This is a genomic window from Candidatus Leptovillus gracilis, assembly GCA_016716065.1.
GTDB classification, from domain to species: Bacteria; Chloroflexota; Anaerolineae; order Promineifilales; family Promineifilaceae; genus Leptovillus; species Leptovillus gracilis.
In genome coordinates, this window is record JADJXA010000025.1 from 117,754 (window position 1) to 131,489 (window position 13,736).

A 13,736-nucleotide genomic window follows, 5' to 3' on the forward strand; every position below is an offset into this window, starting at 1 on the left:
GTTTGATTGATATAAAGAGGCGGCTAATCTAGCAGGCCAGGGTTAGCCGCCTTTTTTTGCTCCTGAAGCTGCTGCCTAAAATCGGCAGTTAATTTTTTGGCCCAGGCGTCGTCGGAATACCTGGACAGGAGCGCTAACGCTTCGTCATAGAGGACGATGGCTCCATCTGTTTTACCCTGGCGGGCATACAATTCTGCGATGGTGCCTAAGGTGTTAGCCAGCATCAACTTGTCATCACATTGCCGCCACAATCGGGCGCTCTCTTCCAGATGCAGAGATGATTCGACCAAGCGGTTTTGCGCCAGGAAGGTGTTGCCCAGACATTGGGCGACAATGGCGCGGTGGTAAAAATAGCTGGACTGCTGTAAGTAGGGGGAATTAGCCCGATGGAAGGCCGCTTCTGCTTCGTCGTATCGTCCCTGCTCATACAAGGCGCCGCCATAACTCACTTCAATCAAGGATTTCTCATATTCGCTGACCTTTGTGGGAAGCAGGTCACCGCTTCTTCATAACAGGGCCAGACGTCTTCATATTTTTTGGCGGATTTCAAGGTCCCCATCAAATTGTTCAAAGACCGCAGTAGATCGGTGAACTGATTGACTTCGCGCCAGAGTGTAATGGCCTCACGCAGCAGCGTTTCAGCGAGATCGTATTGGCCGCGCCACCAGGCGACCATGCCCAGAGTGTTTAGAACGGTGGCATGGAATTTTGGGGGGGCGCTCGTGGCGCGGAAGCCTTCCAACGCCTGCTGCCCGTATTGTTCCGCCAGATCATATTGGCGGCTGAAGGCATAGTCCAGGCTTAAACTGGACCAGATATGATGGCGCAGATGCTCTGCGTGCAGATGCTCTGCGTGACTATGGCTCCCGTCTGCTTGTTTAAGGGCAGCTTCTGCTTGCAAATGGCTCTCAATGGCTGCCGGTAGTTGGCGGTTTGCACGGTATAGTTCGCCCAGTCGGTTAAGAAGTTCCGCTTTCAGAACCGGTTCGTCAGGTGGGCAGGTCGCGGCGGCATTTTGTAATAGTGGAATCCATTCATGCCAGTAGCCGCGCCGTTCAGCCAGATGGAAGGCTTGCAGGATGACAATGGCCGTTTCCCGCCGCGTTTGTGCCAGTTTTGAACCATAGACAACCGCCCGATACAAATTTTGCCGCCTGGCGTCCAACGCCGCTACAGCATCCTCTGTGCTGGAGCTGGTTTGCTCTTGCCAGTAGGCAATGCCGGCGGCTAAAGCGGCGGTAAACTGGGGGTTGATGGCGGTTTCGGGATTCATATTTTACCAGCCTGGTGGGCGGTGCGTGAAAAAAAAATTCACGCATCACGCTTCTTGTTCCTCATAGGGCCAGTTAATAATTTCTGTGTGTAGAAAAGTTTCTGTAAGACGGTGGATGCCGTAGCATTTTTCATGCAGCGACCCGCGCACTTCCAATAGGGAGCGGCTGCGCAGTTCCTGAATGGCGGGCCACAATTGGCTTTCGTTCAGACCGCTTAACACACATAGGTAGCCGGGGTCGCCCCCCGTTTCAGAAACCATGGGCATGGTCAGCAGCAGCCGACGGCCGTTTTCGCTGAGCGTGCGCCACATTTGCCAGTAGATGTGGCGATACATATCCTCGATATGCCCTGCGCCGCCTTGCGCCAATCCTCCCAGAATGGTGGACAGGGGCAGCACGTCCAGCAAACCCGCCACCAGTTTCAGCGCTAATGGATGTCCACCAGCAACGTTCCAGATGGCCTGATAATCGGCAGTAACGGCCGTTGCAAAGGCCACTACGCCCAATTCTTGCGCGTGGTGGTTGAGCAGGGTCACGCTGTCGTTAAATGACAGTTCGGGGATGACGCAGGTGAAAACGATGGCCTGCGGCGCCGGCCGGGTGCGGCTGGTGAGCAGGAATTTGCTGGGATTGGCCAGGTCGTTGAGCAGGGTCAGGAGAAAAGCGGTGTCGGTTTCGCTTTCCAGATTATCAATGATGATGAGAAACGGCCGTTCTTTTAAACGCCGCCTTACCTGGGCCAGTCGCTGGTCTGGTGTGTTTTCAACGCCGCTTTGGCCCCAGAAACGTTGGGCCAGCTCGATGATCAGGTTGTCGAAGGCAGCCTGCGGCGAAGCGGATTGACCGCTCATGGTGGGCGCGGCGCTGCGCAGCCAGATCGCGTCGTCAAAATGGAGTTCCGAAACCAAATGCCGAACGACGCTGTCGGCCAGGGCGGTTTTGCCAATGCCACCCAGGCCAGTAATGGCAATCACCCAGGGGCTGCCAGGGTCGCGCAGTCGGGCAGCCAGGTCGGTTTGGGTTTCGACGGCTCCGAAAAGTTCGGAATAGGTGGCGGGCGGCAGCAGAGCGGTTATTTCTTGTATTTTTCTGTCACGCATTGCCAGTTCTTGGCGGTAGATCACGTCGGCCAACTGGTCAATAGCCGCTCGCTGCATCCGACTGACGGTGTGCTCGCTGACGTTGAGCTGATTGGCAACCATGAGCAGAGAGTGCTGGCTAAGAAAGCGGAGTTTGAGAACACGAACGGCCGTTTCGTCCTGGACTGCTATTTCTTCCAGGGCGTTTAACAATACCTGATTGACAGCCAGCCGTGCCACCGGACTTTTAGCCTGTGACACGGCAGCCATCTGCGCTTGCACTAGCAGCAGATATGATAACGAATCGGCCGAGTCGTCACCACTGTTATGCCAGGCTCTTAGGGCCTGTTGCACATCCTTATCCAGCCGATCCCGATTCAATTGCATTTCCATCCACTATGCCCTCCCGTTAAAGGCAATCTTGCGCAAGTTTTACGCCCTTTGCGCGGAAAGTCGCAGAGATGTGATAAATCAGCGCAAATAAATTTCTGTATAGTGTAGAAGACTTTTGAAAAGATGGCTATTTACCATTTTTCAGAAGCAGCCAGTCGAATCGTGACAGTTTTTGGGCATTTTCATCAACAAGCAACCATCTTACTTGTAAGATACAAAAAGGTACCAGACCATCAAGCGTGTGACATGACTACCGCCGATTTTAAGAACAGAGCACTTATCCTGGTAGCTCCTGGTTTTGAAGAAGCGGCAGCGGTTTATTGTTTGACGCATCTGCGCAAGGCTAGTTTGCCGGTGTCGTTGGTGGGGCTTGCGTCAGGACAGGTTACCGGGTGGTATGGGTTATCTGTTCGCCCTGACCTGACACTGGATGAGGTTGAGGATTATGGGGCGCCAAAACTGGTTGTGATTTCAGGCGGTCGGCAGTGCGCTACGATGTTGCTGACAGACCCGCGTGTGCATCGTTTGCTTAACATGTTGATTGAGCAAGAAGGCAGGGTGGGAGTGATGAGAACGGCCGTTCCCGTTATCGCGCAATCTGGACTGCTGTCCGCGTCGACGAACGTCCACTATGTGATGCAAAACGAAGAAGATATGGATGGGTTTGTGATGGAACTGGTTCATCTGATATTAAATTAATCAGGTTATGCGCGATGACTGAATTGCCACACTGTCAGAATCCTATTGCCAAGACAGGCTCAATTCGATTAAGCTATAAAGGTTGCAGTGATCTGGCTAACCATAGGCAAAATATACATAACATTTGCATTAAAACGTCGAACAGCTAAGTAATATTATTACACTTCGCGTTATTGTGGCATGGCGTTTAATGCAGATTTAAATTGAATATTTTGTGGTTTTGCCTTTTCCAATAGGGGGCTTCGTGCAAAAACAGAACAAAATTTTCTTATTATGCCTCTTCTCGGTTATTTTCACCCTGGTTGGTTGTGGGGCGGATATTACTCGGTCTGTTATTTTCTATCAGGATGAAGTAAAGTGACCCCCATCTGGCGTCGCTTCCAGGTGCGCCACGACATCACCTTTCGCCAGTTGCACAACACCTTGCAAGTCGTGATGGGCTGGTGGGATTATCACCTGCACCTGTTCCACTACGGCCAACTGCTCATCACCGATGACAACACGTTGGCCGAATGGGGTGAAGAAGGTCTGCGCGACGACACTACGCCGCTCAACAAGCTGCTCAGGTATGAAGGGGTCTCGTTGACCTACGAATATGACTTTGGCGACAGTTGGGTGCATGAACTGGTGTTGGAGGCGATGCTGCCAGAGGAGGCAACGGCCGTTTACACCCCGCTGCCTGGCCGGGGAACGCGCCTGTCCGCCCGAAGATTGTGGCGGCGTCTGGGGCTACGAACAGTTCCTCATAGCCATCCGCGACCCCAAACACAAAGAGCATAAACGCTACCGGGAATGGATTGGCGGCTCGTTTGACCCCGAAGCCTTTGAACTGGCTAACGTCACGCGACAGTTCCGCGAGGGCGTCTATTGGCAAGGTGAACTGGTGGCCCCGCCCTTAACCTCCACCCAGACCTTCACCCCCCAGGCGCGCTGGTTCTGGAACAGCATCCCCGAAGAGGCGCAGACCCGGATTATCGGGGCTGTCTGGTGCCGTCACTGTGGTCAGAAGACGACGATCATCAATTTCAAGGGCAACATCCAGCAGGGAGATCTAATCCTACGCGGCGAATGTGTGCGCTGCGGTGGCGTTGTTATCCAGCTTCTGGAAGGCGGCTAAGTGGGACTGCCGGACCTGACACAAACAGGTATTCCCGTCGTTTGAGAGAAATCAGCGCAATTGGAGGACCGTACTTGAAACGCAACGACCCTTTCTTATCTTCATCTCAACGCATCTGGCTTATTGGGCTGGCTGGCCTCTGGGCACTGTTTCTCTTTGGCGGCTTCCTCTTCGGCGCGCCAGACGACGCCCACAGCCACCGCATGCCCACCTGGACGCGCATGGCCTCCTCCTTCGCGCTCGTCATCGCTGGCTGGAGTTGGTTCGCCTTCAGCCGCCAGCAGTTGGTCAACCGCTATGCCCTGCTCATCAGCCTGGGCATGCTCTTTGGCTTCCTGGGCGACCTGTTCCTGGCTTCTGTCTTGCCCGCGCCCAATCGCGTGTTGACCGGTATCGCCGCCTTCGCTGTAGGCCACGTCTTCTACATCCTGGCCATCGCCGGGTTTGGCAACCGCTTCAAGCTCAACGACCCGGCTGCCCGCTGGGGGATGTTGATCCTCTGGTGGCTGATTGGCCTGGCCGGGTGGTTTTTCGTCGTCTTTCGCGGGCAAAACCCGACTCTGGTGCATTGGGTGGCGCTGCCCTACGCTCTCCTGTTGGCCAGCACGGCTGGTCTGGGGTCCGGGTTGGGCAGACAGGATCGCCACTTTATTCCACTGGCGCTAGGCGGGGCGCTGTTCCTCGTAAGCGACCTGATCCTCGCCGGTGATATGTTCAGTGACCTGTTTTTTCCCCTGATTGGGGATGTAGTCTGGCTGACCTATGGCCCGGCGCAGATGCTCATTGTCTATTCGATAGGCGCGGCCTGGAGAAAAGCCGGTTAAGCTGATGGCGTCACACTATCTATATCTCAACCTCATGCATTCCACAGGTACACGGCCGAAGCAAAGTGTTTGGGGCTAATGCGCAGCGGGAATAGGTGTGGAAACGCGACACTCACCTATTTGCTAAAACTCTGCCGGCCGATGAAACAGTGGCCCATGAGGCGGTGGAATTACGCGCCACAACGCCCCATCGTCTGCCCACAATTGACGCGCTCATTGCGGCCACGGCCGTTGCCCATCAGCTAACACTGATCCACCGGGACCCTCACTTCACCGCAATTCCACCCCAACTCCTCAAGTAACAACACCTGCCGAATAATTGACATACTCCCAGGGCTAAAGGACTTTGTTGGCGAAGTCCAATCGCTCAACTTTTTTGAACGCTTCGGCAGTGTTTGAGTCCAAAAAACAATCAGATTTAACGTGATTTTTGCACCAAAATTACTTCGCCAACAAAGTCTAAAGCACCTGGGAGTATGTCAACCATCACCCTCATCGGCCGGCATATTTTCGTCGTGTTGTGCAGTCAGAGACGACCCACACCAGGGACAAAAGACAAACGGTTTGCCTTGATACCCTTTGCCGCCATGAGTCCAACGCAAAAGAACCATGTCGTGCAAATAGCCAATGTTTTCCTGCCAATCGCAGCAACAGCAGCCTGATTCTTTTTCTTTGGTCAAGGAGAGCCTCCGATGTGGCTTTGGGCTTGCAGGAGTTGTTGATAACGAATCCTGTTCTTTTCCGAAATCTTACGCTTGTCGATCACAGTGCCACAGTTATGCAATCTGGCGCTACCCAATCATCGCCGTCAGAGGCACAAATTCAACGTATATGCCAGTGACCTTCCCATCTTCGACCTGGACAAAAACCGGGTAGCCGCCATCCGCATTCGCGGTATTGGAAAAACAAAGGTGTGTGTCCACGCCAGCTATTTGATAACCTACTTCGTCCACGTCAAGGGGAATATAGGCCTCCTGGTCGGCAATAGCACAGGTTGCCGTATCAATGGGCACAGACCCCACTTCCAGCCATGATGTTTGTCGTATAAGATCGTGGAGAGTAGACGATGGGTCAGGCACGGCCGTATCGTGCCAGGCAAATAACGCCACATGCACACCAGCAACCACACCTACCCAGGCGCGCCATCTGCCGTTCGATACAGATGGGAGGGGAACAGCATAGTCGGCCGTGCCAAAGGCATCCACCACTACCATCTGCCCACACTGCACCACAAATGCACCTGATGGGTAGACGGCCGTTGGCGCTGCTTCATACGCCGCGTGCGCGGCCTGGACTGCTGCCAGCGCCGCCTGGAACGTCTTCTGATTGGTGGCCGGATCATGTACTATATCCAGGTAACGTCGGACCGCTACAGTCAGTTCTTGTGGAGTCATGGCGTCATCTGATTTCCTTATTCTCGTTCGTTGGTTATTTGGAAGACCTGAACATTTTAACAAAGTATAATCAGCTTGACCTGCTCGGCCAGTGACTCTTCGGCCAAGGACGATTCGACCGGGGGGCGATGGCCTCCCCGGCCGCTTTGGCTTTCAAACGATTCCAGCGCGACAGCAGCCCTGGCGTAATGCCAATCTCTCGCTCAATGTCTGCGGCGGAGCGACCACTACTACGGAGTAGGCTGACCGCCTGCTCTTTGAATGCTTCCGAATATGTGCGCATTTGCTTTTTCATGGGTTACCTCCAAAACAAGTGTACTCATTTTGTCTCTAGTTTTTGTCCACTTTTTTGGGGAACCCCATTACTAACAAATTACCATCAGGCCAGGTGACGGTCGGGCGCAGTGCTTGACCGAGCATAACCAAGCCAGTTAATCAGTCATGGCGCAGGCAAAACTCCACCAGGGATTGCGCTTTGGTCAGGCGGGTATCACCGGGTAGGTTTTCGTACTCAATGGCTAAATCGAAGGAGAGTTGGCACAGTTCGGCATCGTTGAAATGCTGGTCCAGTAAATCGCGTAGGTTGGGCAGTGTCATGGTTCATCCCCTGGTTGACTGATGGGGGAATGATGCCAGAAATAGCCCGACAGTAGGCAGATTTCGACCCGACTTTATCAAAAGCAGTTAACACGGCGCAGATGGTTAACGGCCGTTACTCAGGTCATCGCATTGGTTGGGCAACAATCCGCAATTTCTACGCCAACGAGGTGGGCAACACGGCCGTCTCTGAGATACCATACGGCCGTGCAAAGGAACCACACCCGATGAAAACCGCCCATCACCTCGACACCCACCAGCCCATCACGGCCGCCGTCGATGCCCCATCCCAGGCCATCTGCCCCCATTGTGGCGGCCAGGTTACGCTGCGCCACCGCCAGCGCATGGATAGCACGGCCGTTTACTTCTGGCGGCATCTCGACAACCAAAGTCGGGAGTGCAGCAGCCGTACCCATGCCGCCCAACTCAAATCAGCCGCCACCGCGTCTCCCGCCAAAGCCCGCCGCAGGCGGTAAGCCCCGACCAGTCCACTCCGCACTCCCCACTCCGCACTCAAAGCGGCCAGATAGCCGCCGCCGCTCCGATCATTGGTCAACAAGGCCATTCATTCCTCCTTTGTGGCGTCAACAACCCAGATCATCGCGCTCGACTGGTCTGATTCCCCTCCCCGTCCGGCAACAACAGTGACGGCATCGTTGGCTCAACGGCGCACCTGCCACACATCCGGCAGCCCGCCGCCCAACCACAGTTCCACGTATTTCAACCGCCGTTCCGTCGCCTCGTCATTCCCGGTCAGCGTGGCGCAGCTGTAGTGAATCAGGCGCAGCCCTATATCGGCTCGCTCATGCCGCGCCTGCTGGTACAGCCAGCGAATCTCGCCCATGTTGGTGCTGTTCGGGCCAATGCACACCAATAACCCGCCATAGTTCAGCTCTTGCAGCAGCAGGCGCACAAAAGGCGCATAACCCGGCGTGACGGCGCGGAAAGACAGCCGGGAATGTCCATCACATTGGGCTGAGAGGGGCGGGCCAAAGAAGATGACGTCAAAGTCCAGAAACTGGCGCATCACGGCCGTATCCAGCGCATCCCCGGCCAGGCAAGCCACGCCGTTCGCCCGATTCAGCGCTACCGCCGCCGGGCTGAGGTCCAGGCCACAATAGCGCGCGGTCTGTAACCGCTCCTGGTAGATTTGCTGCTGCCGCCGACAGTCGCCGCAGCAAATCTCGGCGATGGCGGGCTGCGTATAACCCAACTCGCGCAGAATGTCGGCTCGCTGCTGGATAGTTTGGCGATTGGTACGGGCAAACGGCCGTCCCGCCTGGGTAACATGGTAATTCATCCCGCTATTCTCCCCTAATCCGTGAGTTTTGCCGCCACAAAGGGTAGAATTCGTGACCAAACAGGAGGTAGACCATGTCCCGTGAAAAAAGTTACGCGCCTGTCGCGTCTTATGAACAACTCCAGCAGGCCGAAACAGCCATCAACGGCGCGACCACCGTCGCCGACATCCGCGAAGCCACCCGGCAGCATGGCGCAAAGGTCGGCTACAAGGCGTTCTGCTACCTGCTCACCGGCAAGATGACGCCGGAGGGGATGAAACCGGACGAGGCGGCGGCCACGGCCGTCACCCGGCAGGCCGCCGGTCAGACAGCCGAGGCGCAAGAAATCTACCGTCGCATTCTGGCCGAACATCCCGACCATCCGCTGGCGAAACAGGCGACAGGGTAATCGCCGCGAGGAACCTATGAATCAGGAACGTGAACTAACCACCCTCATTGACTTATGCCTGCCCGACGGCCGTCTTAATCCTGCCGCCGTTGGCTGGTCGCGCACGCCCCTGCACCGCGGCAACCTGCGGGGTCGCTGGCCGCGCAAGAAGCGTTGGAATTATTGGGCCATCACCACCGAAACCCATCTGTTTTCGGCGACCATCAGCCACCTGGACTACGCCGGGCTGGTCTTCGTCTACTACGCCGACTTCACCACCGGCCAGTTCATGGAAACGACGCGGCTGCTGCCGCTGGGCCAGGGCTGTCAACTGGCCGATGTGGTCGCCGCCGACGCCCACTACCACAGCCGCGAACTGCACGTCGCCATGCAGCAAACCGATGGCGGCGTGGACCTGGCCGTGGGCGTGGCAGATTTCCAGGGCCAGCCGCTGACCGCCCGCTTTGCCATCACCCTCCCGCCGCAGCACGAGACGCTGAACGTCGTTGTGCCCTGGGATGAGCGCACTTTCCAGTTCACCAGCAAACAGAACTGCCTGCCGGCCATCGGCGTCGTCACCATCGGCGAGCAGGAGACCCTCTTCAGCGGTGAGCAGAGTTTTGCCTGTCTGGATTTCGGTCGGGGTATCTGGCCGCGTCACTGCCGTTGGAATTGGGGCAGCGCGTCGGGAAGACAAAACGGCCGTCTCATCGGCCTGAACCTGGGTGGACAGTGGACGGACGGCACGGGCAGCACGGAGAATGGGGTAGGCGTAGACGGCCGTTTGCACAAGCTCTCGGCCGACCTGACCTGGCAGTACGACAAAACGGATTTCATGCGCCCCTGGCGCATCAGCGACCTGGACGGGCGTCTGGCGCTGACCTTCACGCCCTTCCTGGAGCGGGTGGCCGCCAGCAACGTTGGGCTGGTGCGCTCAGAGGTGCATCAGATGTTCGGTCGCTACAGTGGGTACGTCACCACCGATGCAGATGAAACGGTCGCCATCCACGACCTGGTGGGCTGGGCCGAAGACCACGTGGCGCTGTGGTAGGGCACAGCGCCGCCGCTGTCGTCTTTGGTACAGTAAATAGCCCTGACCGATGACGGCTGTTCACCAACCACCGCCGCCCGCTGAAAGCCGGCAAGCCGTGCCCAAGGTGCTATGCCAACGCTTGAGGGGATAATAAGCTGATGAAGTTACTACCGCGATGGCTGGGAATCATCTTCCTCTCGTTCAGTATGCTGACTTGCTGCCAGGCAAACGTCCCTGGCCCGGCCCAGGGCGCGACAATAGACGCTGACCAGACAGTAACGGCCGTTCACCCCATCAAGCCCACGCCGACTGACGCCGCCAGACCCTCCCCTACACCAATGCCGCCCGCTTTTTGGTATGGCGTAGACGCCTCCTTCTTGCCCCAGATGGAAGCGTCCGGGGCGCAATTCTATGCCGATGGCATCGCCCAGGATGCCCTGGCTATCTTCGCCGCCCATGGTGTGAACAGCGTGCGCCTGCGCGTCTGGGTGAATCCTGCCGACGGACACAATGGCGCAACCGAAACGTTAGCGATGGCCCGACGCATCCACGCCCTGGACATGGCGCTGCTGCTAAACCTCCACTACTCCGACACCTGGGCCGACCCCGGTCACCAGAGGAAACCGGCAGCCTGGGCAGAACTGGATTTTGTGGAGTTGGAAACGGCCGTTTACACCCACACCTTCAACCTCATCACTGCCCTGAAAACGCAGGGGACCCTGCCCCACATGGTACAAATCGGCAACGAGATTAGTCCCGGTTTTCTTTGGGATGACGGGCGCGTTGGCGCCGGGTATGCGGCCAACTGGCCGCAGTTGGCCGCCCTGCTGCAAGCCGGTATCGCCGGCGTCCAGGATGCCCTGGCCCCTTCCGACCGGGTGCAAATCATGCTGCACCTGGACGCCGGGGCCAACAACGCCGTCTGTCGCTGGTTCCTCGACAACCTCCAGGCTCAAGGCGTCGCGTTCGACGTGCTGGGGCTGACTTACTACCCGTGGTGGCAAGGCAGCCTCGAAGCGCTGGCGGCCAACCTCCAAGACCTGAGCCAGCGCTACTCGCAAGAGATTGTTCTGGTGGAGACTGCCTATCCCTGGACTCTCAACTGGCAGGACGACACCCACAATCTGGTGGGGCTGGCAGAGCAACTGCTGCCGGGTTATCCGGCCACGCCGGCCGGGCAGGCGGCCTTTTTGCGTGACGTGCTGGCGACTGTGCAGGCTGCGCCGCAGGGGAGGGGGGTGTATTACTGGGCGCCAGAAGCGGTGGCGGCCCCTGGCTTTGGTTCGTTCTGGGAGAATGTCGCCCTTTTTGATTTCAACGGCCAGGCTTTACCCGCGCTGGCTGTTTTGGCCGAACGGCCGTAGGCTCGCCCCATTGCCCACTGGCCACAGGGTACGCACGGCCGTTTCGTTCAGGCATCCGCCTCATACCAGGCGCGCAAGGTTGCCAGGGAATGGCCGTAATGGTACTGAATCTGCGGCAGCGTGTACCGATGCTCCGGGAAAAAGGGACAGGCCAGCCGCGCCAGGCAGCGGTCGGCGCAGGGGGACGGAGCGCACAGCCGGTATCGGGCGCAGCTATCCCCATCGAATCGCTCTGGCTGCGCCGCGCCTACCGGGCAGGCGTGAATACAGGGTTTGTCCCGGCAGCCGTCACAGGGGGCAGACTGCGGCGGCGTGCTGTGGAACGGCAGCGCCAGCGGCGTCAGAAAAGCGGCCCGGTAGGCAAACCAGACGCCATATTCCGGGTGGATGCCTTGACCCAACGGCGATGGGTAGCTCCAACCGGCCAACTGCCCCAACTGTTGCAGCGGAACCAGGTAGGTCGTGTCCGGGTACAGCCAGAGGACGGGCGGGTCGGCCAGATAATCGCGCAGAAATTGACGGGTGACGGTGACGCTGTAATGGTCTACGGGATCGGCCGTTTGCGGCCCGCTTGCTTGCAGCGCCGCCCAGAGCCGCCGGCCACCATGCCCCACCAGGACAAGTCGCTGGTAATCCGTCAGGGGGATACCATAGGCGACCAGGGATTGGGCGATGGACGCTGGCAGGGTGGCGCAATCCAGAGCAGCAAAGAGATTGAGACCTGCTTGCGCCAAAAAAGCGAGGCCAGCGTTTAATCGGGAACTATCTGTCTCAGATAGCATTTCCATTACCATCTCCAGGCATCAAGTGTGCCCACATCCTCTTCTGTGCTGGACCGGCGCGAACAAATCACTGCTTCCAGGGCGCCGCATATTTGCGGCGATACTTTGGGTCGGCTTCCGTCTCTAGCAACGCCAATGCGCGTTCCCGAACGGCTTCATCGGCCGTGGCCGCATACAAATTCCACAATCCCTGGCTGATGTCGTAGCGGATGAGCGTGCCGTTCTTTTCCGTTTCGCACTCGTGAAACCGCTGCGCAAACCCGTCCAGCACAAGCTGCTTTTGGGCAGCCCCGGCCAGACCCACCTGCCACAGCGCTTGCAAACAATGGCGGGCCGTTACAAAGCGTTCATCCTTCGTGACAGCCAGCAGCGTCGGGAAATCGTTAAGAATACGGTTTTCCGGGTCGCTTTTAGCCAACTGGCATAAAAGCTGTGCTGAAATGGCGCGAACACGGTTGTCTTTCGCCGTCAGACCGGTCACGACCTCATCCCACGCCTCATAAGCCCACGCTACCGGCGCTTCGGTGGCCGTCATCAGATAGGTATAGGCGGCGTTTTGCGCTGTTTTGTCTGTGGCGCGTACGTTTGCCAGATGGGTTCGTGTGCTGTCGTCCATTTACTTCTCCCTCTGGTTGTCCATTAGCCAGATGTACCCATCTTCCAAACTTGGCTCGGTGGGTGTGGCGGCATAACCCGGCGCCGGTTCGCCCAAAATGCGATATTGCACCCCATCTTGCAACTGCAAGGTGGAAACAATGGTAGCCTGGGGAAACGGCCGTTCCCCCACCACCTGCTCCCCATTGACCCGCACCGTCCACACCCGCCCCCGCGCCGCGGCAATCAAGTCGCGCGGGCTGCCGCGAAAGAGAACCCGCCCCTCACGCAGTACCGCCAGGTCGTTACAACTCTGGCTGATGTCCTCCACAATGTGCGTGGAAAGAATGACGGTGCAGCGCACGGCCGTTTCCGCCAGCAAATTACGCAGCCGCACCCGCTCCTCCGGGTCCAGGCCCGCTGTGGGTTCATCTACAATCAGCAGGCGTGGCTGGCCGAGCAGCGCCTGGGCAATGCCTACCCGCCGCTTCATGCCGCCCGAAAACTGCTTCAGCTTGCGCCCCGCTTGTGGCGTCAGGTGTACCTGCTCCAGCACCGTTGCCACCTGTCTTTGCCGTTCGGCGCGGCTGCGAATCCCTTTGAGGATGGCGATATAGTCCAGGAACTGCACGGCCGTTAGCTCCGGGTAAAAGCCAAACTCCTGCGGCAGGTAGCCAAGCCCCGCCTTTGCCGCCAATTTACCCCTGGCTGAGGCCAGGTCATGCCCAAAAAGGGTGATATGGCCGCTGCTGGGACGCAGCAGTCCGGCAATCAGGCGCATGAGGGTGGTTTTGCCCGCGCCGTTTGGCCCCACCAGGCCAAACATCCCCGCGCCAATCTCCAGGTCTACGCCGCGCAAAGCGTACACATCCCGGTTGTATTGCTTGGTCAGATTTTGGATTGTGATCATGATTTCAC

19 protein-coding genes are annotated in these 13,736 nt (G+C 57.6%); 7 read left to right on the forward strand and 12 right to left on the reverse strand.

Features of this window, described 5'->3' with window-relative positions; genetic code table 11:
* Window positions 1–23: 23 nt before the first annotated feature.
* From IPM39_26600 to IPM39_26610, 3 genes are read right to left on the reverse strand one after another with little or no spacing between them, the layout of a single operon-like run.
* Window positions 24–458, reverse strand: coding sequence for a tetratricopeptide repeat protein (locus tag IPM39_26600; GenBank protein ID MBK8989585.1), 435 nt, complete (start codon window positions 456–458; stop codon window positions 24–26).
* Entirely contained in the window at window positions 455–1,273 is an 819-nt protein-coding gene (locus IPM39_26605) for a tetratricopeptide repeat protein (protein ID MBK8989586.1), read from the reverse strand. The genes IPM39_26600 and IPM39_26605 overlap by 4 nt, the downstream gene beginning before the upstream one ends.
* 45 nt (window positions 1,274–1,318) lie before the next feature.
* Complete coding sequence (locus IPM39_26610; GenBank protein ID MBK8989587.1) at window positions 1,319–2,746, reverse strand: hypothetical protein; 1,428 nt, start codon at window positions 2,744–2,746, stop codon at window positions 1,319–1,321.
* A gap of 123 nt (window positions 2,747–2,869) precedes the next feature.
* Here IPM39_26610 and IPM39_26615 point away from each other — a divergent pair, with 123 nt between their 5' ends.
* The 4 genes from IPM39_26615 to IPM39_26630 all read left to right on the forward strand — a co-directional run bounded on the left by IPM39_26615 (window position 2,870) and on the right by IPM39_26630 (window position 5,688).
* Window positions 2,870–3,445: a DJ-1/PfpI family protein gene (locus IPM39_26615; protein ID MBK8989588.1), complete on the forward strand. Its 576-nt coding sequence runs from the start codon at window positions 2,870–2,872 to the stop codon at window positions 3,443–3,445.
* A gap of 357 nt (window positions 3,446–3,802) precedes the next feature.
* Window positions 3,803–4,225: a plasmid pRiA4b ORF-3 family protein gene (locus IPM39_26620; GenBank protein MBK8989589.1), complete on the forward strand. Its 423-nt coding sequence runs from the start codon at window positions 3,803–3,805 to the stop codon at window positions 4,223–4,225.
* 411 nt (window positions 4,226–4,636) lie between these two features.
* The gene (locus tag IPM39_26625; protein ID MBK8989590.1) at window positions 4,637–5,386 is read left to right on the forward strand and encodes a lysoplasmalogenase; all 750 of its coding nucleotides are present in this window, start codon (window positions 4,637–4,639) and stop codon (window positions 5,384–5,386) included.
* Between the two features lie 95 nt (window positions 5,387–5,481).
* Window positions 5,482–5,688, forward strand: a complete 207-nt coding sequence (locus IPM39_26630) for a PIN domain-containing protein (protein MBK8989591.1) — start codon at window positions 5,482–5,484, stop codon at window positions 5,686–5,688.
* A gap of 489 nt (window positions 5,689–6,177) precedes the next feature.
* Here the strand turns inward: IPM39_26630 and IPM39_26635 are convergent, their stop codons facing one another.
* The 6 genes from IPM39_26635 to IPM39_26660 all read right to left on the reverse strand — a co-directional run bounded on the left by IPM39_26635 (window position 6,178) and on the right by IPM39_26660 (window position 8,677).
* Entirely contained in the window at window positions 6,178–6,780 is a 603-nt protein-coding gene (locus IPM39_26635; GenBank protein ID MBK8989592.1) for a hypothetical protein, read from the reverse strand.
* 70 nt (window positions 6,781–6,850) lie between these two features.
* On the reverse strand, window positions 6,851–7,075 hold the full coding sequence (locus IPM39_26640) for a transposase (protein MBK8989593.1): 225 nt from the start codon (window positions 7,073–7,075) through the stop codon (window positions 6,851–6,853).
* A gap of 140 nt (window positions 7,076–7,215) precedes the next feature.
* The gene (locus IPM39_26645; GenBank protein ID MBK8989594.1) at window positions 7,216–7,377 is read right to left on the reverse strand and encodes a hypothetical protein; all 162 of its coding nucleotides are present in this window, start codon (window positions 7,375–7,377) and stop codon (window positions 7,216–7,218) included.
* A gap of 119 nt (window positions 7,378–7,496) precedes the next feature.
* On the reverse strand, window positions 7,497–7,754 hold the full coding sequence (locus IPM39_26650; protein ID MBK8989595.1) for a hypothetical protein: 258 nt from the start codon (window positions 7,752–7,754) through the stop codon (window positions 7,497–7,499).
* Window positions 7,739–7,942, reverse strand: a complete 204-nt coding sequence (locus IPM39_26655; protein MBK8989596.1) for a hypothetical protein — start codon at window positions 7,940–7,942, stop codon at window positions 7,739–7,741. The genes IPM39_26650 and IPM39_26655 overlap by 16 nt, the downstream gene beginning before the upstream one ends.
* 96 nt (window positions 7,943–8,038) lie before the next feature.
* Window positions 8,039–8,677 (reverse strand): hypothetical protein, encoded by a 639-nt coding sequence (locus tag IPM39_26660; GenBank protein MBK8989597.1) that lies wholly within the window; start codon window positions 8,675–8,677, stop codon window positions 8,039–8,041.
* 74 nt (window positions 8,678–8,751) lie between these two features.
* Here IPM39_26660 and IPM39_26665 point away from each other — a divergent pair, with 74 nt between their 5' ends.
* The 3 genes from IPM39_26665 to IPM39_26675 all read left to right on the forward strand — a co-directional run bounded on the left by IPM39_26665 (window position 8,752) and on the right by IPM39_26675 (window position 11,442).
* Window positions 8,752–9,066, forward strand: coding sequence for a hypothetical protein (locus IPM39_26665; protein ID MBK8989598.1), 315 nt, complete (start codon window positions 8,752–8,754; stop codon window positions 9,064–9,066).
* A 16-nt stretch (window positions 9,067–9,082) separates the two neighbouring features.
* Window positions 9,083–10,096, forward strand: a complete 1,014-nt coding sequence (locus IPM39_26670; GenBank protein ID MBK8989599.1) for a DUF2804 domain-containing protein — start codon at window positions 9,083–9,085, stop codon at window positions 10,094–10,096.
* 320 nt (window positions 10,097–10,416) lie between these two features.
* Complete coding sequence (locus IPM39_26675; protein MBK8989600.1) at window positions 10,417–11,442, forward strand: glycosyl hydrolase 53 family protein; 1,026 nt, start codon at window positions 10,417–10,419, stop codon at window positions 11,440–11,442.
* A 47-nt stretch (window positions 11,443–11,489) separates the two neighbouring features.
* On the opposite strand, the gene IPM39_26680 is transcribed toward IPM39_26675, so the two are convergent.
* The 3 genes from IPM39_26680 to IPM39_26690 all read right to left on the reverse strand — a co-directional run bounded on the left by IPM39_26680 (window position 11,490) and on the right by IPM39_26690 (window position 13,731).
* A complete protein-coding gene (locus IPM39_26680) occupies window positions 11,490–12,230 on the reverse strand; it encodes a hypothetical protein (GenBank protein MBK8989601.1) in 741 nt (246 codons plus the stop codon).
* Between the two features lie 61 nt (window positions 12,231–12,291).
* Window positions 12,292–12,840, reverse strand: a complete 549-nt coding sequence (locus IPM39_26685) for a hypothetical protein (GenBank protein MBK8989602.1) — start codon at window positions 12,838–12,840, stop codon at window positions 12,292–12,294.
* Window positions 12,841–13,731 carry an ABC transporter ATP-binding protein gene (locus IPM39_26690; GenBank protein MBK8989603.1) on the reverse strand — a complete coding sequence of 297 codons (891 nt, stop codon included), beginning with the start codon at window positions 13,729–13,731 and terminating at the stop codon, window positions 12,841–12,843.
* Window positions 13,732–13,736: the final 5 nt, after the last annotated feature.